Genomic DNA, 19,596 nt, shown 5'->3' with positions numbered 1-19,596 from the left:
TGTCAGACCGGTTGACGGCGACGAGACCGGCCGCCGGATAAATGAGCGGGCGTAGCCGGCGGTGCACCTGCGACAATCGTGGTCATGACCACCACGCTCAAGTCGAAGCTGCAGGACGACCTCAACGCCGCGATCAAGGGGCGCGACGAGCTGCGCTCCTCGACGCTCCGGATGACGCTCGCCGCGATCACCAAGGAGGAGGTCGCGGGCAAGGAGAAGCGGCAGCTGTCCGACGACGAGATCCTCAAGGTGATCACCCGCGAGGCGAAGAAGCGCCGGGAGGCCGCGGAGGCGTTCGAGCAGGGTGGTCGTGCCGAGTCGGCCGAGCGGGAGAAGGCGGAGGGCGAGGTGCTCGCCGAGTACCTGCCCAAGCAGCTGTCCGACGAGGAGCTGGACGCGATCGTCGCCCAGGCCGTGGAGGAGGCGAAGGCCGCCGGGGCCGAGGGGCCGCGCGCCATGGGCGCCGTCATGAAGATCGTGAACCCGAAGGTGGCCGGCCAGGCCGAGGGCGGCCGGGTCGCCGCCGCGGTGAAGAAGCTGCTCCAGGGCTGACAACCCCCACTGCTCCAGGGCTGACAACCCCCGCTGCAACAGGGCTGGCAGCCCTCATGCCGCAGCTGGCTGGCACGGCAACACCGCCGACACGACCGCGGGGCCGCACCCCCTCCCGGAGGTGCGGCCCCGCCGTCGTACCGCGAACGCGCTAGCCCCGGCCGCCCCCGATACCGTTGCCGTTGTTCCCGCCGTTCCCCTGGCCCTGGATGAAGTTCTCGGGGACGGAGAACGTCGGCGTCGGGAAGGCGCCCCCGATGTCGCCGCCGATGTCGCCGCCGGTGTCACCCGTGGTGCCGCCGGTCGCTCCCCCGTCCGTCGGGCCGCCGATCAGTCCCCCGATCACCTGCCCCGTCGTGTCCCCGTTGTTCCCGTCCTCCCCCCGGTGGCCTTTTCCCTGATCATCGTCCTCGTGGGTGACGTCGGGGATGTCGATCAGGTGGAAGTCCTCCACGGGTTTGTCCTCCAGCGCACCGCTCATCATGTCGCGCCAGATCGGGCCCGGGACCTCACCGCCGTAGACCTTGGCGTGCGGGACGCCGCCGATGGTGATGTTGGTCATCTTGCGCTTGTGCTGCGGGTCGCCGACCCAGACCGCGCCCGCCATGTTCGGCGTGTAGCCGACGAACCAGGCCGCGTAGCGCTCGTCCGTCGTACCCGTCTTGCCCGCGCTCGGACGGCTGCCGAGGCCGGCCTCCTGGCCGGTGCCGTCCTCGACCACGCCCTTGAGGAGCGTGCTGATCGTGTCGGCGGTGTTCTCCGACATCGCCCGCGAGCAGGTCGACTTCGGCACCTGCAGGGACTTCTGCTCGCTGCCGACCTTCTGCGTGACCGACTCGATGGCGACCGGCGTGCAGTACATCCCGCGCGAGGCGAAGGTGGCGTACGCGCTCGCCATCGTCAGCGGGGACATCTCCTGGGTGCCGAGCGCGATGGAGGGCGCCTGGTCGATCTTGCGGCCGTCGGCGCGCGCCACGCCCATCTTCTTGGCCATGTCGATGACCGGGCAGATGCCGATGTCGCTGATCAGCTGCACGTAGTAGGTGTTGACCGACTTCGCGGTCGCCTCCTCCATGCCGTACGGGCCGTGCTCCGACTCGTTCTCGTTCTTCAGCTTGGCCGGCCGGTACCGGTCGTTGCGCCACACCTTGCCGTCGCAGGCGTTCACCGGGCTGGGGTACGCCATCTCGTACGGCGACGAGTACTCCTGCGTCGGCTGCTTGCCGCCCTCGACGGCCGCCGCGGCGACGATCGGCTTGAACGTGGAACCGGGCTGGTAGCCGGCGCCGCCGCCCATGTCCGAGTTGACGGACAGGTTGATCGTCGTCTCGTCGTTCTTGATGTTGACGCCGTACGGGCGGGACTGGCCCATGGCCAGGATCTTGCCGGTGCCCGGCTCGACGATGGTCGCGGCGGTCGCCACGGCGTCGCTCTTGTAGACGTGGTCCTTGATGGACGCCTGCGCGGACTCCTGGGCCTGCGGGTCGAGCGTCGTACGGATCGTCAGGCCGCCCTGGTTCCAGAGCTTGGCCCGCTGCTCCTTCGACTTGCCGAAGACCGGGTCGGTGAGGACGACCTGGCGGACGTAGTCGCAGAAGAAGCCGGCGCCCTTCACCGCGGTGATGCAGCCGTTCTTGGGACGGCTGGTGTGCAGGCCGAGCGGCTTCTCCTTGGCCTGGTCGGCCTCCTTCTGGGAGATGTCGCCGACCTCCGCCATGCGCTGCAGGACGGTGTTGCGCCGCTTGGTGGCCTCCGCCTCGTCGTTGACCGGGTCGTAGCGGCTCGGGGACTGCACGATGCCCGCCAGCAGCGCCGCTTCCTGCACGTTCAGGTCCTTGGCGTGCTTGGAGAAGTACCGCTGGGAGGCGGCCTCGACGCCGTAGGCCTGCTCGCCGAAGAAGGTGATGTTCAGGTAGTTCTCAAGGATCTTCTTCTTGCCGAGCTTGTCCTCGATCTGGATCGCGTACTTCAGCTCGCGGATCTTGCGGCCCAGGGTCTGCTGGGTGGCCTCGGCGACCTTCGTCGGGTCGTCGCCGGCCTCCTCGATGAAGTAGTTCTTCACCAGCTGCTGGGTGAGCGTGGAGGCGCCCTGGGCGACCCCGCCCTCCTGCGCGTTCTTGTTCAGGGCGCGCAGCACGCCCTTGAGGTCGACGGCACCGTGCTTGTAGAAGCGCGAGTCCTCGATCGCGACGATCGCCTTCTGCATGTACGGCGAGATGTCCTTGAGGTCGACCACCGTACGGTCGCGGGAGTAGACGGTCGCGATCTGGTTGCCCCGGTTGTCCAGGATCGTGGTGCGCTGGCTCAGCCGGGGACTCTTCAGATTGGCCGGGATCTCGTCGAAGCCCTGGACCGAGCCCTTGGCCGCGAGGCCCAGCGCGCCGGCCGCGGGCAGCGCGATGCCCGCCATCACAGCTCCGGCGAGCACACTGACACCGAGGAACTTGGCGGCCTGCTGCATGGGCGACAGACCGCCGCCCGAGCGCTTCTTTGGCATGGGGGCAGCCTAATCCGTACTGTTGAGCGTTCCGAGGGAGCGACCGCTTCTCGGGATGTTCCGAGTACCGGATCGTGACGTACCGCCTGAGGAACCATGGGAGCCCACCGGAGCGGGCGGGTCCGCGTCACGGCACGGCAAAGCGGGATGCCTACGTTCCCATTCGCCGGACACGCGCGCAGGCATTGGCCTAAGCTGCTCTCAACTGTCACAGCTGTGCGGCCACGTATCAATACGTCCGGCGACCCCGAAACGTTCCGGACGCAGTCCGAAATTCTCCGGGAACGTGCCCCGTTTCCTGAGGGGGGCGAGCCCGAATCCGCCGCGTGTGTCACGCGGCGCCCGGTGTGTCGTACCACGACTGTCCCGCTTTGCCGGGCTGATCACGCATGTCGTCAGCTCACTCCCGCGGGTGATCTGCCGCTTACCCATAGTCCGTTCGGGCCATTCAAGATTGGGCCCGAAGGGGGTGTTGCGCTGTCCCCACCTTCCGTAACGTCCTCAACTGGCGGCGGTGAATATGCCGCTGCCGCCGTGGGGGAGCCTCGATTCGGGAGAGGACGGCGCCGGTATGGGCTGGGTAACCGACTGGAGTGCGCAGGCTGCCTGCCGCACTACCGATCCGGATGAACTGTTCGTTCAGGGAGCAGCGCAGAACAGGGCCAAGGCGGTGTGCACCGGATGTCCGGTACGCACGGAGTGCTTGGCGGACGCGCTGGACAACCGCGTCGAATTCGGCGTGTGGGGAGGCATGACGGAGCGGGAGCGCCGCGCACTGCTGCGCCGGCGGCCCACCGTGACCTCGTGGCGCAGACTGCTGGAAACCGCCCGCTCGGAGTACGAGCGCGGCGCGGGAATCGTGCCCCTCGACAGCGACGAGGTGTACGAGAACTACGCGGCGGTGAGCTGAGGGCATCGCCCTCCGGCACATACCGGGGGCACATCGCCCCGGCTTGGCCCGTCTCGTCATGGTCTGGCCTCATCACTCCTGGCTGACGCCCGCCGTGTGCGTGCCCGGGTGCGCCCTGCACCTGCCTCTGTGTGTCGTATATGTACCTTTGCGCGTCGTGTGTGTGCCTATGTGCGCTCGGGGTGCCCGGCCGCCAGCCGGTCCCCGATGTCGCGCAGGCCCGCGAGGTCATGGACATCGCCGGGCAGTGCGGGTACTTCGACCACCGCCACCTCGGGGTGGCGGGCGGTGAAGCGGTCGCGCGTGCGCTGCTCGCGCGAGAGCAGCTGCATGCGGTCGGCGTGCAGCCTCAGCAGACCCGCGGTGAGCCGGTCGACGGAGCGCTCCTCGTCGGCGGGGGAGCCTTCTTCGGGAGCAGTGGCTGCGGCCTCGGATGCGGGAGGTCGTGAACTGCCGTACGTGTCGGGAGAGTTACGAAGTCCAGCTTTCCCGTCCGCCTGATCCACAATGCGGGGGTCCTCAAGATTTTCCGCGGCGGCGAGCGCCCGCTCGGCCGACAGCCGGCCGGCACCGCTGCCGTGGACCCGGTTCAGCACCAGGCCCACCAGCGGCATGTCCTCCGCGGCCAGCCGCTCCACGAAGTACGCGGCCTCGCGCAGGGCGTCCCGCTCGGGGGCCGCCACCACCAGGAACGCCGTACCGGGCGCCTGGAGCAGCTTGTAGGTGGCGTCCGCGCGCGTACGGAAACCACCGAAGGTGGTGTCCATCGCGGCCACGAACGTCTGCACGTCCTTCAGCAGCTGACCGCCCAGCAGCTTGCCCAGCGTGCCGGTCATCATCGACATGCCGACGTTCAGGAAGGCCATGCCCGCGCGGCCGCCGAGCTTCGCCGGAGCGGTCAGCAGGCGGATGAGCCGGCCGTCCAGGAAGGAGCCGAGCCGCTTGGGCGCGTCCAGGAAGTCCAGCGCCGAACGGGACGGCGGGGTGTCGACCACGATCAGGTCCCACTCGTCCCTCGCCCGCAGCTGGCCCAGCTTCTCCATCGCCATGTACTCCTGCGTGCCCGCGAAGCCCGCCGAGAGCGACTGGTAGAAGGGGTTCGCCAGGATCGCGGCGGCCCGCTCGGGGTCCGCGTGCGCCTCCACGACCTCGTCGAAGGTGCGCTTCATGTCGAGCATCATGGCGTGCAGCTCGCCGCCCGCCCGCCGCCCGTCCGCGGGCGCGTCGGGGCCCGCCGCACCCGCTTGGTCCTCGACGCCCTTCACCTTGCGCGGCACGTTGTCGAGGGAGTCGATGCCCATCGACTGGGCCAGCCGCTTGGCCGGGTCGATGGTCAGCACGACCACCTTGCGGCCCCGCTCGGCCGCCCGGAGCCCGAGGGCCGCCGCGGTCGTCGTCTTGCCGACCCCGCCCGAGCCGCAGCACACCACGATCCGCGTCTTCGGGTCGTCCAGCAGGGGATCGATGTCGAGCACGCGCGCGGGGGACAGGTGCCGGGCCGACTCCTGCGCCTCGGCCGTCCTGTGCCCCGCGGGGGCCTCCCGCGCCTCTGCCCGGTCCGGACTCATGACAACCCCTGCTTCCGCAGCTCGGTGGCGAGTTCGTACAGGCCCGCGAGGTCCATGCCCTCGGCGAGCAGCGGCAGTTCGTGCAGCGGCAGGCCCAGCTCGCCGAGGACCGCGCGCTGCTCCTGCTCCAGCGCGTACCGCTCGGCGTACTCCGCGGCCTGCTCCAGCAGCGGGTCCACCAGCTTCTCGGCGTTCCCGCCCCGCCGGGCCCCGCCCAGACCGGCCGCCGAGAGCGCCTGTGCAACCGATGAACGCTCCACGGCCCGTACGAGTTCCAGGTCGGTCGCGTCCAACACCTCCGGACGGACCATGTTCACGATGACCCGGCCCACCGGCAGCCGTGCCGCGTGGAGTTCGGCGATGCCGTCGGCGGTCTCCTGGACCGGCATCTCCTCCAGCAGCGTCACCAGGTGCACCGCCGTCTCCGGCGACTTCAGCACCCGCATGACGGCCTGCGCCTGATTGTGTATCGGGCCGATCTTCGCGAGGCCCGCCACCTCGTCGTTGACGTTCAGGAAGCGGGTGATGCGGCCGGTCGGCGGGGCGTCCATGACGACGTAGTCGTACGCGAACCTGCCGGACTTGTCCTTGCGGCGCACGGCCTCGCACGCCTTGCCGGTCAGCAGGACGTCCCTGAGGCCGGGCGCGACGGTGGTGGCGAAGTCGATCGCGCCGAGCTTCTTCAGGGCCCGGCCCGCGCCGCCGAGTTTGTAGAACATCTGGAGATAGTCCAGAAGGGCCAGTTCGGGATCGATGGCGAGGGCGTACACCTCGCCGCCGCCCGGAGCGACCGCGATCTTCCGCTCCTCATAGGGCAGCGCTTCTGTCTCGAAGAGCTGCGCGATGCCCTGCCGGCCCTCGACCTCCACGAGAAGCGTCCGCTTCCCCTCGGTCGCGAGGGCCAGCGCGAGTGCGGCGGCGACCGTCGTCTTTCCGGTCCCGCCCTTGCCGCTGACGACCTGGAGCCTGCTCACGTCTTCGAGACTAACCAGTCCGGCCGACAGTCACGCGAGAGGCTGTGGATAACGGCGCTCCCGGGCGTCCGCCTGTCCCGTGGGTCACAGCGGCTACAGTCGCCCCATGACCAAGAAGTGGGAATACCAGACCGTGCCCCTGCTCATCCACGCCACGAAGCAGATTCTGGACAGCTGGGGCGACCAGGGCTATGAGCTGGTCCAGGTCGTGCCCGGGCCCAACCCGGAGTCGCTCGTGGCCTACCTGAAGCGCGAGAAGCCGGAGCACCAGGCGTGAGCGCGGTCGAGGCCAGGCTGGCCGAACTGGGCCTGACCCTGCCGGACGTCGTCCCGCCGCTGGCCGCGTACCAGCCGGCCGTGCGGTCCGGCGCGTACGTCTTCACCGCCGGCCAGCTGCCGATGGTGGAGGGCAAGCTGCCGATCACCGGCAAGGTGGGCGCCGAGGTCACCCCGGAGGAGGCCAAGGAGCTGGCCCGCACCTGCGCGCTGAACGCGCTCGCGGCCGTCAAGTCCGTCGTCGGCGACCTGGACCGCATCGCGCGCGTGGTGAAGGTCGTCGGCTTCGTCGCCTCGGCGTCCGACTTCACCGGGCAGCCCGGTGTCGTCAACGGCGCCAGCGAGCTGCTCGGTGAGGTGCTCGGCGAGAAGGGCGTGCACGCCCGCAGCGCGGTCGGCGTCGCGGTGCTGCCGCTGGACGCGCCGGTCGAGGTCGAGATCCAGGTGGAACTCGCCCAGTAGTCCCCCACGGCCCCGCTGACCTCGGGCACCTCTCGAACATTCGCCCTATACGGGATAGCCTCCGGCCATGGCGAACGGTCAGTGGTACCCCCCGGAGTGGCCCGACCGCATCCGCGCGCTCGCGGACGGCACGCTCACCCCGGTGTCCCCCCGGCGTGCGGCCACCGTGCTCCTCCTGAAGGACACCCCGGACGGCCCGGCCGTCCACATGCTGCGCAGACGCGCCTCCATGGCCTTCGCCGGAGGCGCGTACGCGTATCCCGGGGGCGGTGTCGACCCGCGGGACGACGACCGTCAGATCCGCTGGGCGGGCCCCGCGCGCGCGTGGTGGGCCGAGCGCCTCGGCGTCGACGCGCCGGGCGCCCAGGCGATCGTCTGCGCGGCCGTACGGGAGACCTACGAGGAGGCCGGCGTGCTGCTCGCCGGGCCCGACCCGGACTCGGTCGTCGGCGACACCACCGGCGACGACTGGGAGGCCGACCGCGCCGCCCTGGTCGCGCGCGAGCTGTCCTTCGCCGAGTTCCTCGACCGGCGCGGCCTGGTGCTGCGCTCGGACCTGCTGGGCGCCTGGACCCGCTGGATCACCCCGGAGTTCGAGACCCGCCGCTACGACACCTGGTTCTTCGTGGCCGCCCTCCCCGAGGGGCAGCGCACCCGGAACGCCTCCACGGAGGCCGACCGGACGGTGTGGATCCGCCCCGAGGAGGCCGCGGCCGGGTACGACAAGGGCGAGCTGCTGATGATGCCGCCCACCATCGCCACCCTGCGCCAGCTGCTCCCGTACGGCACCGCCGCCGACACCCTGGCCGCCGCGCCCGCGCGCGACATGACGCCGGTGCTGGCGCGCGCCCGCCTGAGGGACGGCGAGATCGTCCTGTCCTGGCCCGGGCACGACGAGTTCACCAAGCACGTCCCGACCGCTCCCACGACCGCCGAGACGCCCGGTGGAGGCCCCGCATGACCGAAGCAGCAGCCCTGCCGGGCCAGCCCCGAGGCCAGGTCCTCTCGGGTCCGGCCACCGACCGGGCGGTCAACGTCCTCGCGCCCAACGCCTCCGCGATGACCCTGGACGGCACCAACACCTGGATCGTCGCCGAGCCCGACTCCGACCTGGCCGTGGTGATCGACCCGGGCCCGCTGGACGACGGTCATCTGCGCAACGTCGTGGACACGGCGGAGAAGGCCGGCAAGCGCATAGCCCTGACCCTGCTCACCCACGGCCACCCCGACCACGCCGAGGGCGCCACCCGCTTCGCCGAACTGACCGCCACGCGCGTGCGTGCCCTCGACCCGGCGCTGCGGCTCGGCGACGAGGGCCTGGCGGCCGGGGACGTGATCACGGTCGGCGGCCTGGAGCTGAGGGTCGTACCGACCCCCGGGCACACCGCGGACTCGCTGTCCTTCCATCTCCCGGCCGACCGGGCGGTGCTGACCGGCGACACCATCCTCGGGCGCGGTACGACGGTCGTGGCGCACCCCGACGGCCGGCTCGGCGACTACCTGGACTCCCTGCGGCGGCTGAGGTCCCTGACGGTGGACGACGGCGTGCACACCGTCCTGCCGGGCCACGGGCCGGTCCTGGAGGACGCCCAGGGCGCCGTCGAGTTCTACCTCGCCCACCGCGCCCACCGGCTCGCCCAGGTGGAGACCGCGGTCGAGAACGGCCACCGCTCCCCGTCCGAGGTCGTCGCGCACGTGTACGCCGACGTGGACCGCTCGCTGTGGCCGGCGGCGGAACTGTCGGTCCGGGCCCAGCTGGACTACCTCAGCGAGCACGGCCTGATCTAGTCGGGGCGCGGCGCCTTGGTGCCGTGCACGCGCGTGTACTCGTCGGCGAGCCAGGGCCCGAGGTCGTCCACGTACGACCGCAGGACGACCGGGTCGCCGACGGGCTCGTAGCCGTACTCGGCCGCCGTACGCAGCTGTGCGGCCCGCTCGGGGTAGTACGCGCCGAACGCCTCGGCCATCTCCCGCAGATCGCTGGTCCAGCCCTGCCAGCGGGGCATGACCAGGGTGAAGCCGGTGCGGACGAGGTGCCGGGACATGAAGCGCACCAGCGGCCGGCGGGCCTCCTCGGTGTCCTCCGTACCCGCGATCCGCTCCCGCCAGCGCGGCAGCCACCGGGCGAGGTCGCCGTTGGTCTCGCGGGCCAGCAGGGAGTCGGGGCGGTAGCGGGGCAGGTGTGCGGCGAGGTCGTCGCCGAGCAGCGGGGTGCACAGGCAGGCGACGAACCAGGCCAGGTCGTACCGCTCCAGGTCGCTCAGCAGCCTCGCCCGGCTGTACAGCAGCGTGCCGACGCCGTCGATCTGCGGGAACTCCTCGTCGAGCGCCTCCCCGAGGGCGTGTACGGCGGCCCGGTCGGCGTCGGCCGGTTCCTCGCGCAGGGCGATCAGGAGGTCCAGGTCGCTGCGTCCCACGCGCGCGGTGCCGCGCGGGATCGACCCGTAGAGGTAGGCGCTGTGCAGGCGCGCGCCGAAGACGGCCGGCAGCCGGTCGCGGGCGGCGGCCACGACCGCGCGGAAGGCGGGCGGCACGTGCGCGAGGGAGCCCTCGCGGACGAGGTACCCCTCGGCGTCGAGTCCGGGACGGCGAACGGGTTCGGGCATGCGCTCACTGTGCCGTGCGGGGGCGCGGCCGTGCGCCGCAATTTCCGGCGCGGACCAGCGGGGGGCGGGGGCGACCGCCCCCGGTGACCTCAGCGCGAGCGCTTCGCCAGCCGCTCGACGTCCAGCAGGATGACCGCCCGCGCCTCCAGGCGGAGCCAGCCGCGCTGGGCGAAGTCCGCGAGGGCCTTGTTCACGGTCTCGCGGGAGGCGCCGACCAGCTGGGCCAGCTCTTCCTGGGTGAGGTCGTGGACGACGTGGATGCCCTCCTCGGACTGCACGCCGAAGCGACGGGACAGGTCCAGCAGGGCGCGCGCCACGCGGCCGGGGACGTCCGAGAAGACCAGGTCGGACATGGCGTCGTTGGTCTTGCGCAGCCGGCGGGCGACGGCGCGCAGCAGCGCGGTGGCCACCTCGGGGCGGGCGTTCAGCCAGGGCTGGAGGTCGCCGTGGCCGAGACCGAGCAGCTTGACCTCGGTCAGCGCGGTCGCGGTCGCCGTGCGCGGGCCCGGGTCGAACAGCGACAGCTCGCCGATCAGCTCCCCGGGGCCGACGACGGCGAGCATGTTCTCGCGGCCGTCCGGCGAGGTGCGGTGCAGCTTGACCTTGCCCTCGGTGACGACGTAGAGCCGGTCGCCCGGGTCGCCCTCGTGGAACAGGGAGTCGCCACGTGCGAGGGTCACCTCACTCATGGAGGCGCGAAGCTCCGCGGACTGCTCGTCGTCGAGAGCCGCGAAGAGCGGGTTGCGCCGCAGAACGTCGTCCACGAGTTCTCTCCTTGTCGACCTGCTCAGGGGATCTTGCTTCCCCTTGGTACCAGGGGACCGTGCTCCCCATTTTGCCGGACGGTCCAAACAGTGTGATCTGTCACAAGGATGCCGCACAGGTGTCCCGAGGTAAGCGGCAGGGGTCCAATCGGGGGCCGATCTTCCGGGTCCGGGGCGGATGTCGGTACCGGGCTCTAGGCTGGCCGGGTGTCCAAATCGCCGGTGAGAGCGCAGGCAAAGGGGGCTGGGCGGGTGGTTGTACGTCGTGATTCCGCTGTGGGCGAACAGGGCTCCAGCGGTAGTAAGAAAACAGGCAAAACAGATAAATCGGGTTCTGCTGAGAAGATTACGCCTGTCAGGAAGGCCGTGACGGCGAAGAAGGCCGCTCCGGCCAAAAAGGCGGCTCCGGCCAAGAAGACGGCGTCTGCCAAGAAGACGGCGTCTGCCAAGAAGACGGCGCCCGCCAAGAAGGCTGCCGAGAAGACCGCCGAGAAGGCCGTGAAGAAGGCCGCGAAGAAGATCGCGCCTGCCAAGGACGTGGTGACGACGGGCGGGACCGTCAAGAAACCCGCCGGGAAGGCCGCGCCCGTCAAGACGATCGCCGTGCGGCCTCCGGCGGACGAGTCCCGCACCGCCCTGGTCCGCCGCGCGCGCCGCATCGATCGCGAGCTGGCCGAGGTGTACCCGTACGCCCACCCCGAGCTGGACTTCGAGAACCCCTTCCAGCTGCTGGTCGCCACCGTGCTGTCGGCCCAGACCACCGACCTGCGCGTCAACCAGACCACCCCGGCGCTCTTCGCCAAGTACCCCACCCCCGAGGACCTCGCCGCCGCCGACCCGGAGGAGGTCGAGGAGATCCTGCGCCCCTGCGGCTTCTTCCGGGCCAAGACCAAGTCGGTGATCGGGCTCTCCAAGGCCCTCGTCGAGGACTTCGGCGGCGAGGTGCCCGGCCGGCTGGAGGACCTGGTCAAGCTGCCGGGCGTGGGCCGCAAGACCGCCTTCGTCGTCCTCGGCAACGCCTTCGGCCGGCCCGGCATCACCGTGGACACCCACTTCCAGCGGCTGGTCCGGCGCTGGCAGTGGACCGCCGAGACCGAGCCCGACAAGATCGAGGCCGCCGTCGGCGCGCTCTTCCCGAAGAGCGACTGGACCGACCTGTCCCACCACGTGGTCTGGCACGGCCGTCGCATCTGCCACGCCCGCAAGCCCGCCTGCGGTGCCTGCCCCATCGCCCCGCTCTGCCCGGCCTACGGCGAGGGCGAGACCGACCCCGAGAAGGCGCAAAAGCTCCTGAAGTACGAGAAGGGCGGCTTCCCGGGCCAGCGGCTCAAGCCCCCGCAGGCCTACCTGGACGCGGGCGGCAAACCGGCGCCGCCGCTGGAGGCCGCGTGACGGAACGATCTCGGAGCCCTCGGGCGTTGGAGAGGGCAGAGCGACAGGGGTGGCGATGACGAGGGCAAGCGACACACAGGGCGGTCCGGTGGCGCTCAGCAGGGAAGGACTGCCGGACTGGCTGGAGCCCGTGGTGCACGCCGCCGAGACGGTCCAGCCGCTCCAGCTGAGCCGCTTCCTGCCGCCGGAGAACGGCTCGGGGCGGCAGTCGGCCGTGCTGATCCTCTTCGGCGAGGGCGAGCAGGGCCCCGAGCTGCTGCTCATGGAGCGCGCGGGCTCGCTGCGCTCGCATGCCGGCCAGCCGTCCTTCCCGGGCGGCGCGCTGGACCCGGAGGACGGTGATCCGCAGGGCGAGGGCCCCCTGCGGGCCGCGCTGCGCGAGGCCGAGGAGGAGACCGGACTCGACCCCTCCGGCGTGCAGCTCTTCGGCGTGCTGCCGCGGCTGTACATCCCGGTCAGCGGCTTCGTCGTCACCCCGGTGCTCGGCTGGTGGCGCGAGCCGAGCCCGGTGGGCGTCGTCGACGCGAACGAGACCGCGCGGGTCTTCACCGTGCCCGTGGCGGATCTCACGGACCCCGACAACCGTGCCACCGCCGTCCACCCCCGAGGCCACACAGGTCCGGCATTCCTGGTCGAATCGGCCCTGGTGTGGGGATTCACGGCCGGAGTGATCGACCGCCTGCTGCACTACGCGGGTTGGGAGCGCCCCTGGGACCGGCAGAAGCGGGTCCCGCTCGACTGGCACGCATGACAGGGTGATCCCCGTGCTGTGTTTTCCGGGGGCTGTGACGTCGGCGGCTGCGCCGTGGGCCCCCGGACCCCCGGCCGGGCCGCGGGGACCGGAGTGAGTAGGCGAGGCCTGAAGCAGTGAACGTGCTGGACATCCTGTTGCTCGTCGCGGCCGTCTGGTTCGCGGTGGTGGGGTACCGCCAGGGCTTCGTCGTCGGCATCCTGTCGGTGATCGGGTTCCTCGGCGGCGGCCTCGTCGCCGTGTACACGCTGCCCGTCATCTGGGACGCCGTGACCGACAACGCGGAGGTCGGCACCACTGCCGCCGTCGTGGCCGTGGTCGTCGTCATCGTCTGCGCCTCGGTGGGCCAGGCCCTGACCACCCACCTGGGCAACAAGCTCCGCCGGCACATCACCTGGTCCCCGGCCCGCGCCCTGGACGCCACCGGGGGTGCGCTGGTCAACGTCGTCGCGATGCTCCTGGTCGCCTGGCTGATCGGCTCCGCCCTCGCCGGGACGACCCTGCCGACGCTCGGCAAGGAGGTCCGCGGCTCCAAGGTGCTCCTCGGCGTCTCCCGGGCGCTGCCCGCGCAGGCCGACACCTGGTTCGCGGACTTCTCCTCCGTGCTCGCGCAGAACGGCTTCCCGCAGGTCTTCAGCCCCTTCGCGAACGAGCCGATCAAGGACGTCCGGCCGCCCGACCCGGCCCTCGCGAAGAGCCCCGCAGCCGTGCGCGCCCAGCGTTCCATCGTCAAGGTCACCGGCACCGCCCAGAGCTGCGGCAAGGTCCTGGAGGGCACCGGCTTCGTCTTCGCCGACCGCCGCGTGATGACCAACGCCCACGTGGTCGGCGGGGTCGACGCGCCGCGGGTGCAGATAGGCGGAGAGGGGCGCAAGCACGACGCGAAGGTCGTGCTGTACGACTGGAAGCGCGACATCGCCGTGCTCGACGTACCCGACCTGAAGGCGACCGCGCTGCGGTTCACCCCGCAGGACGCGGACGGCGGAGACGGCGCGATCGTCGCGGGCTTCCCGGAGAACGGCTCGTACGACGTGCGCGCCGCGCGCGTGCGCGGGCGCATCACGGCCAACGGCCCGGACATCTACCACCGCGGCACGGTCCGCCGCGACGTCTACTCCCTGTACGCCACCGTCCGCCAGGGCAACTCCGGCGGCCCGCTGCTCACCCCGGACGGCAAGGTCTACGGCGTGGTGTTCGCCAAGTCCCTCGACGACGCGGACACCGGCTACGCCCTGACGGCGGACGAGATCCAGCCCGACATCGAGCGGGGCCGTACGGCGAACGAGCAGGTGGGCACGGACAGCTGCGCCCTGTAGGACGGCGCGGCGGCGGTCAGCCCCGCGGGTGACGCAGGCGCACCGAGACCCAGCGGGCCCGGCGGCGCAGGATGTGCGGAATCCCCACCCGCAGATCTCCCTCCCCCAGTTGCGGGGCGCCTCGCTGAGGCGTGCTCAGGCCCGTGGCCGAGCGGCGGTTGCGGGGTGCGTCACTGTAGTCGTGCGTCCAGCCCATACCCCGACGTGTGCCCCCGCCCCAAGGTCGATAACCGCCCGCGCGCCCCCCAATTGGCCTATGCGGCAGGCATGTGGCCGTTCGAGGGACAACTGTTCACGATTCGGATACTCCGTGCACCCCAATGCTCACAGAACGGTCACCGGTCGGGCTCCGGGTCCTTGAGCCAGCTGATCAGTTCCGTGGAGAACGCCGCCGGGTCCTCCTCGTGCGGGAAGTGCCCCAGACCGTCGAACAGCCGCCAGCGGTACGGCGCTTCGACGTACTCGCCCGAACCGGCCGCGCTGCGCGTCCGGGTGACCGGGTCCAGCGAGCCGTGCAGATGCAGCGTCGGCACCCGTACCGGCCGCTTCATCCGCCGGTAGAACTGCACGCCGTCCGGGCGGGCCAGCGAACGCACCAGCCAGCGGTACGGCTCGATCGAGCAGTGCGCGGTGGAGGGGATGCACATGGCCCGCCGGTACGTCTCCACGGCCGCGTCCTCCGGCAGCTGCGGCCCGGACCAGTCCCGGATCAGCCGGCCCACCAGCTCGCCGTCGTCGGCGGTCAGTTGACGCTCCGGCAGCCACGGCCGCTGGAACCCCCAGATGTAGGAGTTGGCGGCCGTCTGCCGGGCGTCCCGGAGCATCGCCGCGCGCCAGCGCCGCGGGTGCGGCATGGACACCACGGCGAGGCGCCGGACGAGTTTGGGCCGCATGGCCGCCGCCGTCCACGCCAGATAGCCGCCGAGGTCGTGGCCGACCAGCGCGGCGTCCGGCTCGCCGAGCGAGCGGATGACGCCGGTGACGTCCAGGGCCAGGTTGGCGGGGTCGTACCCGCGGGGCGTGCGGTCGCTGCCGCCGACGCCCCGCAGGTCCATCGCCACCGCCCGGTAGCCCGCGTCCGCGAGCGCGGCCAGCTGGTGCCGCCACGTCCACCAGAACTGCGGGAAGCCGTGCAGGAGCAGCACCAGGGGCCCGTCGCCCAGCTCGGCGATGTGGAAGCGGGCGCCGTTGGCGGCGACATCCCGGTGCGTGACCTGCCTCCCGTCCGGGAGGTCGATCCGCACGGGCGAGGAGGCGGCAGGGTCCGTCATGACGACGAGCGTGCCACAGCCTCGATGGCCTCGGCAGCCCGGTCCTCGGGCAGCTCCGGGCGCGGGTGCGGCTTGGCGTTCTGCAGGACGCCCGCCGTCTGCTTCATCGAGGCGGCCACCTTCTGCGGGCCCTGGCCCTTCTTGGCCTTCTTCGCGAACATCACCCCGATGAGCGCGAGGAGGCCGGCGACCAGCACATTGGCCGCGAAGGAGAGCACGAAGCAGATCGCCAGGTTCCAGTGGCTCCAGGTGCGGATGCCGTACGCCAGGGCGAAGTTGAGCATCGGCAGGGAGAACACCAGTACCGCACCTGCCAGCGAGAAGGCGCCGCCGCTCGCCGCGCCGCGCTTCACGTCCTGCTTCAGCTGGGCCTTGGCCAGTGCGATCTCGTCGTGCACCAGCGCCGACAATTCGGTCGTCGCCGAGGCGAACAGCTGGCCGATGCTGCGTTCGGCGCCGACCGGGCTGCCGTCGGGTGCGCTCATCGCGTTCTCCCTCAGAGTTCTCTTGTGCCGCACGTGTGCCGTGTCGGACGACCGTCGCTCGTACGGCCGTCCGGGGTGGCCGCCGTGCGCGTGCGGCCGTCTTGTTTGTACCGTCTCGTCAGATCATGCCGGACGGTCGCTCTCCTCGCCTGCCCCGCCCGGCACTTCCGCAAGCCCGTCGCGCGCTTCGGCCGCCCGCTCGGCGGCCAGCCGCCGGTGTTCGGCGGCCTTCCGCTCGTGGATCTCGGCCATGCGGAGGTGGTACGCCGGGTCGTCCTGCTCGTAGATGTCCGGGATGCCGTCGAGGTCCTCGTCGCGCTCCTCGTCCGCGCACAGCCTGCGGTACCGGGCGTTGCGCAGCTTCAGGAGGACCGTCGCGCACACCGCCGCGATCAGCGATCCGGCGAGGACGGCCGCCTTCACCTCGTCCGTGAGCACGGCGTCGCCGTCGAAGGCCAGCTCGCCGATGAGCAGCGAGACGGTGAAGCCGATCCCGGCGAGCGACGCCACCGCGAAGACGTCGGCCCACGCCAGCTCCTCGCTGAGCCGGGCGCGGGTGAAGCGGACGGTCAGCCAGGTGCCGCCGAATATGCCGACCGTCTTGCCCACGACCAGGCCGAGCACGACACCGAGCGTCTCGGGCTTGGTGAACACGTCCCCGATCACCCCGCCGGATACCGACACACCGGCGCTGAACAGCGCGAACAGCGGTACGGCCAGCCCGGCCGACAGGGGCCGCAGCAGATGCTCGATGTGCTCGCCCGGCGCGTGCTCCTCACCCTCCCGGGTGGTGCAGCGCAGCATCAGGCCCATCGCCACGCCGGCGATGGTGGCATGTACGCCGCTGTTGTACATCAGCGCCCAGACGGCGACCGCCAGCGGCACGTACACATACCAGCCGCGCACGCCCCGGCGCAGCAGCAGCCAGAAGACGGCGAGGCCGGCGACGGCCCCGCCGAGGGCGGCGAAGTTCAGCCGGTCGGTGAAGAAGATCGCGATGATCAGGATCGCGAACAGGTCGTCGACGACCGCGAGGGTGAGCAGGAAGGCGCGCAGGCCGCTGGGCAGCGAGGTGCCGATGACTGCGAGGACGGCGAGTGCGAAGGCGATGTCGGTGGCGGTGGGTACCGCCCAGCCCTGCGTGGAGCCGCCCCCCGTGAGGTTGGTGAGCGTATAGACGAGCGCCGGTACGGCCATTCCGCACAGCGCCGCCACCACCGGCAGCACGGCCGCCTTCGGGTCGCGCAGGTCGCCCGCCACCAGCTCGCGCTTGAGTTCGATGCCGGCGACGAAGAAGAACACGGCGAGCAGGCCGTCGGCGGCCCAGTGGGCGACGGAGAGATGCAGGCCGAGGGCGTCGGGGCCGAGGTGGAAGTGGCTGACGCTCGCGTAGCTGTGACCCAGGGCGGGGACGTTCGCCCAGATCAGCGCGGCCACGGCGGCGAGGAGCAGCAGGACGCCGCCGACGGTCTCGGTGCGCAGCGCGTCCGTGATGAAGGTCCGCTCCGGCAGGGACAGACGGCCGAGGGCCTTGCGGGCGGTGGTGCGGGTACGGGTGGGCGCGGTCACGGGAGACCTCCGGAGGAAGGCGGAACTCACATGCCGACCAGACTTCCCGGCGCACCTGACGTGTCGCGTCGTACGACACTTTGCTTAGTTTACCTAAGGTGGCGCGTGCCGGGTCCGGTGATCTTCACCGTAGACGCCTCACGGGCACCCGGCACGTTCACCGGCCGGGTGCCCCGTGGGGCTGCGCTCAGTCCCCTCGCCTCGCTCAGTCCTCGCTGGGCGCCGCGGGCAGCTTGGCCTGGATGAAGTCCATGACCGTGGAGTCGGTCAGCGTGGTGACATCCCCGAGCTGACGGTTCTCGGCGACGTCCCGCAGCAGGCGGCGCATGATCTTGCCGGAGCGGGTCTTGGGCAGTTCCGCCACCGGCAGGATCCGCTTGGGCTTGGCGATCGGGCCGAGCGTGGCGCCGACGTGGCCCCGCAGCTCGTCGACGAGCGCCTCGTCCTCCGAGGCCGTGCCGCGCAGGATGACGAACGCGACGATGGCCTGGCCGGTGGTCTCGTCCGCGGCGCCCACGACGGCGGCCTCGGCGACCGACGGGTGCGAGACCAGCGCCGACTCCACCTCGGTGGTGGAGATGTTGTGCCCGGAGACGAGCATCACGTCGTCCACCCGGCCCAGCAGCCAGATGTCACCGTCGTCGTCCCTCTTCGCCCCGTCGCCGGCGAAGTACCTGCCCTCGAAGCGGGACCAGTAGGTGTCGATGAACCGCTGGTCGTCGCCCCAGATGGTGCGCAGCATCGACGGCCACGGCTCGGTCAGCACCAGGTAGCCACCGCCGCCGTTGGGCACCTCGTTCGCCTCGTCGTCGACGACGGTCGCGCTGATGCCGGGCAGCGGGCGCTGCGCGGAACCGGGCTTGGTCTCGGTGACGCCGGGCAGTGGCGAGATCATCATGGCGCCGGTCTCGGTCTGCCACCAGGTGTCCACGATGGGCGTCCGGTCGGCGCCGATGTGCTTGCGGTACCAGACCCAGGCCTCGGGGTTGATGGGCTCGCCGACCGAGCCCAGGACGCGCAGGCTGCTCAGATCGAACTTGGCGGGGATGTCGTCGCCCCACTTCATGAACGTCCGGATCGCGGTCGGCGCGGTGTAGAGGATCGTGACCTTGTACTTCTGCACGATCTCCCAGAACCGGCCCTGGTGCGGGGTGTCCGGCGTGCCCTCGTACATCACCTGCGTCGCGCCGTTGGCCAGCGGGCCGTACACGATGTACGAGTGCCCGGTCACCCAGCCGACGTCGGCCGTGCACCAGTACACGTCCGTCTCCGGCTTGAGGTCGAAGACCGCCCAGTGGGTGTAGGCCGCCTGCGTGAGGTAGCCACCGGCGGTGTGCAGGATGCCCTTGGGCTTACCCGTCGTACCGGAGGTGTAGAGGATGAACAGCGGGTGCTCCGCCTCGAACGCCTCCGGGGTGTGCTCGGTCGACTGACGGGCGACGATGTCGTCCCACCACACGTCCCGGCCCTCGGTCCAGGCCACGTCCTGGCCGGTACGGCGCACCACGAGCACGTGCTCGACGTTGTCGACCTTGCCGATCGCCTCGTCCACCGCCGGCTTGAGCGCCGACGGCTTGCCGCGTCGGTAGCCGCCGTCGGAGGTGATGACGACCTTGGCGTCCGCGTCCTGGATCCGGGTCGCGAGCGCGTCCGCCGAGAAGCCGCCGAAGACGACCGAGTGCGCCGCGCCGATCCGGGCCGAGGCCAGCATCGCGATCGCGGTCTCCGGGATCATCGGCATGTAGATGGCGACCCGGTCGCCCTTCTGCACGCCCAGCTCCAGCAGGGCGTTGGCGGCCTTGGAGACCTCGTCCTTCAGCTCCGCGTAGGTGATCGCGCGGCTGTCGCCGGGCTCACCCTCGAAGTGGATGGCGACACGGTCCCCGTGCCCGGCCTCCACATGCCGGTCCACGCAGTTGTACGCGACGTTCAGCTCGCCGTCCTTGAACCACTTCGCGAACGGCGGGTTCGACCAGTCCAGCGTCTCGGTCGGTTCCTTGGCCCAGGTCAGCCGGCGGGCCTGCTCGGCCCAGAAGCCGAGCCTGTCAGCCTTGGCCTGTTCATACGCCTCCGCGGTGACGTTGGCGTGCGCGGCCAGGTCGGCGGGCGGCGCGAACCTGCGTTCTTCCTTGAGCAGGTTGGCCAGGCTCTCGTTGCTCACGACATCTCCCTTTCCAAGGGTGTCCGTTGTGTCCCAGGCCAC

19 protein-coding genes are annotated in these 19,596 nt (G+C 71.1%); 9 read left to right on the top strand and 10 right to left on the bottom strand.

All coding sequences use genetic code 11. The features are described from left to right. Positions 1-84: 84 nt before the first annotated feature. On the top strand, positions 85-552 hold the full coding sequence (locus tag ABZ937_RS22400; protein WP_361694457.1) for a GatB/YqeY domain-containing protein: 468 nt from the start codon (positions 85-87) through the stop codon (positions 550-552). Positions 553-703: 151 nt separating this feature from the next. On the opposite strand, the gene ABZ937_RS22395 is transcribed toward ABZ937_RS22400, so the two are convergent. Further along, a complete protein-coding gene (locus ABZ937_RS22395; protein ID WP_361694455.1) occupies positions 704-3,049 on the bottom strand; it encodes a transglycosylase domain-containing protein in 2,346 nt (781 codons plus the stop codon). Positions 3,050-3,620: 571 nt separating this feature from the next. Here ABZ937_RS22395 and wblA point away from each other — a divergent pair. Next, positions 3,621-3,959, top strand: coding sequence for a transcriptional regulator WblA (gene wblA, locus ABZ937_RS22390; RefSeq protein ID WP_067116510.1), 339 nt, complete (start codon positions 3,621-3,623; stop codon positions 3,957-3,959). A gap of 167 nt (positions 3,960-4,126) precedes the next feature. On the opposite strand, the gene ABZ937_RS22385 is transcribed toward wblA, so the two are convergent. Together ABZ937_RS22385 and ABZ937_RS22380 are read right to left on the bottom strand one after the other, a co-directional pair. After that, the gene (locus ABZ937_RS22385) at positions 4,127-5,527 is read right to left on the bottom strand and encodes an ArsA-related P-loop ATPase (protein WP_361694453.1); all 1,401 of its coding nucleotides are present in this window, start codon (positions 5,525-5,527) and stop codon (positions 4,127-4,129) included. Beyond that, positions 5,524-6,501: an ArsA-related P-loop ATPase gene (locus ABZ937_RS22380; protein WP_361694451.1), complete on the bottom strand. Its 978-nt coding sequence runs from the start codon at positions 6,499-6,501 to the stop codon at positions 5,524-5,526. Before ABZ937_RS22380 ends, ABZ937_RS22385 begins: the two co-directional genes overlap by 4 nt. Positions 6,502-6,607: 106 nt before the next feature. On the opposite strand from ABZ937_RS22380, the gene ABZ937_RS22375 reads away from it, so the two are divergent. From ABZ937_RS22375 to ABZ937_RS22360, 4 genes are all read left to right on the top strand, one after another. Further along, positions 6,608-6,778 (top strand): hypothetical protein, encoded by a 171-nt coding sequence (locus ABZ937_RS22375; RefSeq protein ID WP_361694449.1) that lies wholly within the window; start codon positions 6,608-6,610, stop codon positions 6,776-6,778. Then, positions 6,775-7,239 (top strand): RidA family protein, encoded by a 465-nt coding sequence (locus tag ABZ937_RS22370; RefSeq protein ID WP_361694447.1) that lies wholly within the window; start codon positions 6,775-6,777, stop codon positions 7,237-7,239. The genes ABZ937_RS22375 and ABZ937_RS22370 overlap by 4 nt, the downstream gene beginning before the upstream one ends. Before the next feature lie 67 nt (positions 7,240-7,306). Then, positions 7,307-8,200 (top strand): NUDIX hydrolase, encoded by an 894-nt coding sequence (locus ABZ937_RS22365; protein WP_361694445.1) that lies wholly within the window; start codon positions 7,307-7,309, stop codon positions 8,198-8,200. Continuing rightward, positions 8,197-9,027 (top strand): MBL fold metallo-hydrolase, encoded by an 831-nt coding sequence (locus ABZ937_RS22360; RefSeq protein WP_361694443.1) that lies wholly within the window; start codon positions 8,197-8,199, stop codon positions 9,025-9,027. Before ABZ937_RS22365 ends, ABZ937_RS22360 begins: the two co-directional genes overlap by 4 nt. Here ABZ937_RS22360 and ABZ937_RS22355 read toward each other — a convergent pair. Further along, positions 9,024-9,845 carry a nucleotidyltransferase domain-containing protein gene (locus ABZ937_RS22355; protein WP_361694441.1) on the bottom strand — a complete coding sequence of 274 codons (822 nt, stop codon included), beginning with the start codon at positions 9,843-9,845 and terminating at the stop codon, positions 9,024-9,026. The genes ABZ937_RS22360 and ABZ937_RS22355 overlap by 4 nt on opposite strands. 89 nt (positions 9,846-9,934) lie before the next feature. Further along, positions 9,935-10,609, bottom strand: coding sequence for a Crp/Fnr family transcriptional regulator (locus tag ABZ937_RS22350; RefSeq protein ID WP_018547939.1), 675 nt, complete (start codon positions 10,607-10,609; stop codon positions 9,935-9,937). Positions 10,610-10,954: 345 nt separating this feature from the next. Between ABZ937_RS22350 and nth the strand changes: the two genes are divergently transcribed. From nth to ABZ937_RS22335, 3 genes are all read left to right on the top strand, one after another. Next, positions 10,955-12,001 carry an endonuclease III gene (gene nth / locus ABZ937_RS22345; RefSeq protein ID WP_361694498.1) on the top strand — a complete coding sequence of 349 codons (1,047 nt, stop codon included), beginning with the start codon at positions 10,955-10,957 and terminating at the stop codon, positions 11,999-12,001. A gap of 55 nt (positions 12,002-12,056) precedes the next feature. Beyond that, positions 12,057-12,752 carry a CoA pyrophosphatase gene (locus tag ABZ937_RS22340; RefSeq protein WP_361694439.1) on the top strand — a complete coding sequence of 232 codons (696 nt, stop codon included), beginning with the start codon at positions 12,057-12,059 and terminating at the stop codon, positions 12,750-12,752. Positions 12,753-12,868: 116 nt separating this feature from the next. Next, a complete protein-coding gene (locus ABZ937_RS22335; RefSeq protein WP_361694437.1) occupies positions 12,869-14,068 on the top strand; it encodes a MarP family serine protease in 1,200 nt (399 codons plus the stop codon). A 16-nt stretch (positions 14,069-14,084) separates the two neighbouring features. On the opposite strand, the gene ABZ937_RS22330 is transcribed toward ABZ937_RS22335, so the two are convergent. The 5 genes from ABZ937_RS22330 to acs all read right to left on the bottom strand — a co-directional run bounded on the left by ABZ937_RS22330 (position 14,085) and on the right by acs (position 19,554). Continuing rightward, entirely contained in the window at positions 14,085-14,264 is a 180-nt protein-coding gene (locus ABZ937_RS22330; protein ID WP_361694435.1) for a hypothetical protein, read from the bottom strand. A gap of 139 nt (positions 14,265-14,403) precedes the next feature. Further along, the gene (locus ABZ937_RS22325) at positions 14,404-15,339 is read right to left on the bottom strand and encodes an alpha/beta hydrolase (protein ID WP_361694433.1); all 936 of its coding nucleotides are present in this window, start codon (positions 15,337-15,339) and stop codon (positions 14,404-14,406) included. Beyond that, positions 15,336-15,824, bottom strand: coding sequence for a phage holin family protein (locus ABZ937_RS22320; protein WP_361694431.1), 489 nt, complete (start codon positions 15,822-15,824; stop codon positions 15,336-15,338). The genes ABZ937_RS22325 and ABZ937_RS22320 overlap by 4 nt, the downstream gene beginning before the upstream one ends. A 123-nt stretch (positions 15,825-15,947) precedes the next feature. Then, positions 15,948-17,393, bottom strand: a complete 1,446-nt coding sequence (gene nhaA / locus ABZ937_RS22315) for a Na+/H+ antiporter NhaA (protein ID WP_361694429.1) — start codon at positions 17,391-17,393, stop codon at positions 15,948-15,950. A gap of 205 nt (positions 17,394-17,598) precedes the next feature. After that, on the bottom strand, positions 17,599-19,554 hold the full coding sequence (acs, locus tag ABZ937_RS22310; RefSeq protein ID WP_361694427.1) for an acetate--CoA ligase: 1,956 nt from the start codon (positions 19,552-19,554) through the stop codon (positions 17,599-17,601). Positions 19,555-19,596: the final 42 nt, after the last annotated feature.

This window comes from Streptomyces sp. NPDC046727 (assembly GCF_040645635.1).
GTDB lineage: Bacteria > Actinomycetota > Actinomycetes > Streptomycetales > Streptomycetaceae > Streptomyces.
This window is presented reverse-complemented; position numbering and strand designations above follow the sequence as displayed.

What these genes read in the sequence shown, in the direction of transcription:
- ABZ937_RS22360 (WP_361694443.1), top strand. Translation starts at nt 8,197, where the DNA reads ATGACCGAAGCAGCAGCCCTGCCGGGCCAGCCCCGAGGCCAGGTCCTC.
- wblA (WP_067116510.1), top strand. Translation starts at nt 3,621, where the DNA reads ATGGGCTGGGTAACCGACTGGAGTGCGCAGGCTGCCTGCCGCACTACC.
- ABZ937_RS22340 (WP_361694439.1), top strand. Translation starts at nt 12,057, where the DNA reads ATGACGAGGGCAAGCGACACACAGGGCGGTCCGGTGGCGCTCAGCAGG.
- ABZ937_RS22325 (WP_361694433.1), bottom strand. Translation starts at nt 15,339, where the DNA reads ATGACGGACCCTGCCGCCTCCTCGCCCGTGCGGATCGACCTCCCGGAC.
- ABZ937_RS22330 (WP_361694435.1), bottom strand. Translation starts at nt 14,264, where the DNA reads ATGGGCTGGACGCACGACTACAGTGACGCACCCCGCAACCGCCGCTCG.
- ABZ937_RS22375 (WP_361694449.1), top strand. Translation starts at nt 6,608, where the DNA reads ATGACCAAGAAGTGGGAATACCAGACCGTGCCCCTGCTCATCCACGCC.
- ABZ937_RS22385 (WP_361694453.1), bottom strand. Translation starts at nt 5,527, where the DNA reads ATGAGTCCGGACCGGGCAGAGGCGCGGGAGGCCCCCGCGGGGCACAGG.
- ABZ937_RS22365 (WP_361694445.1), top strand. Translation starts at nt 7,307, where the DNA reads ATGGCGAACGGTCAGTGGTACCCCCCGGAGTGGCCCGACCGCATCCGC.
- ABZ937_RS22355 (WP_361694441.1), bottom strand. Translation starts at nt 9,845, where the DNA reads ATGCCCGAACCCGTTCGCCGTCCCGGACTCGACGCCGAGGGGTACCTC.
- ABZ937_RS22395 (WP_361694455.1), bottom strand. Translation starts at nt 3,049, where the DNA reads ATGCCAAAGAAGCGCTCGGGCGGCGGTCTGTCGCCCATGCAGCAGGCC.
- ABZ937_RS22320 (WP_361694431.1), bottom strand. Translation starts at nt 15,824, where the DNA reads ATGAGCGCACCCGACGGCAGCCCGGTCGGCGCCGAACGCAGCATCGGC.
- ABZ937_RS22400 (WP_361694457.1), top strand. Translation starts at nt 85, where the DNA reads ATGACCACCACGCTCAAGTCGAAGCTGCAGGACGACCTCAACGCCGCG.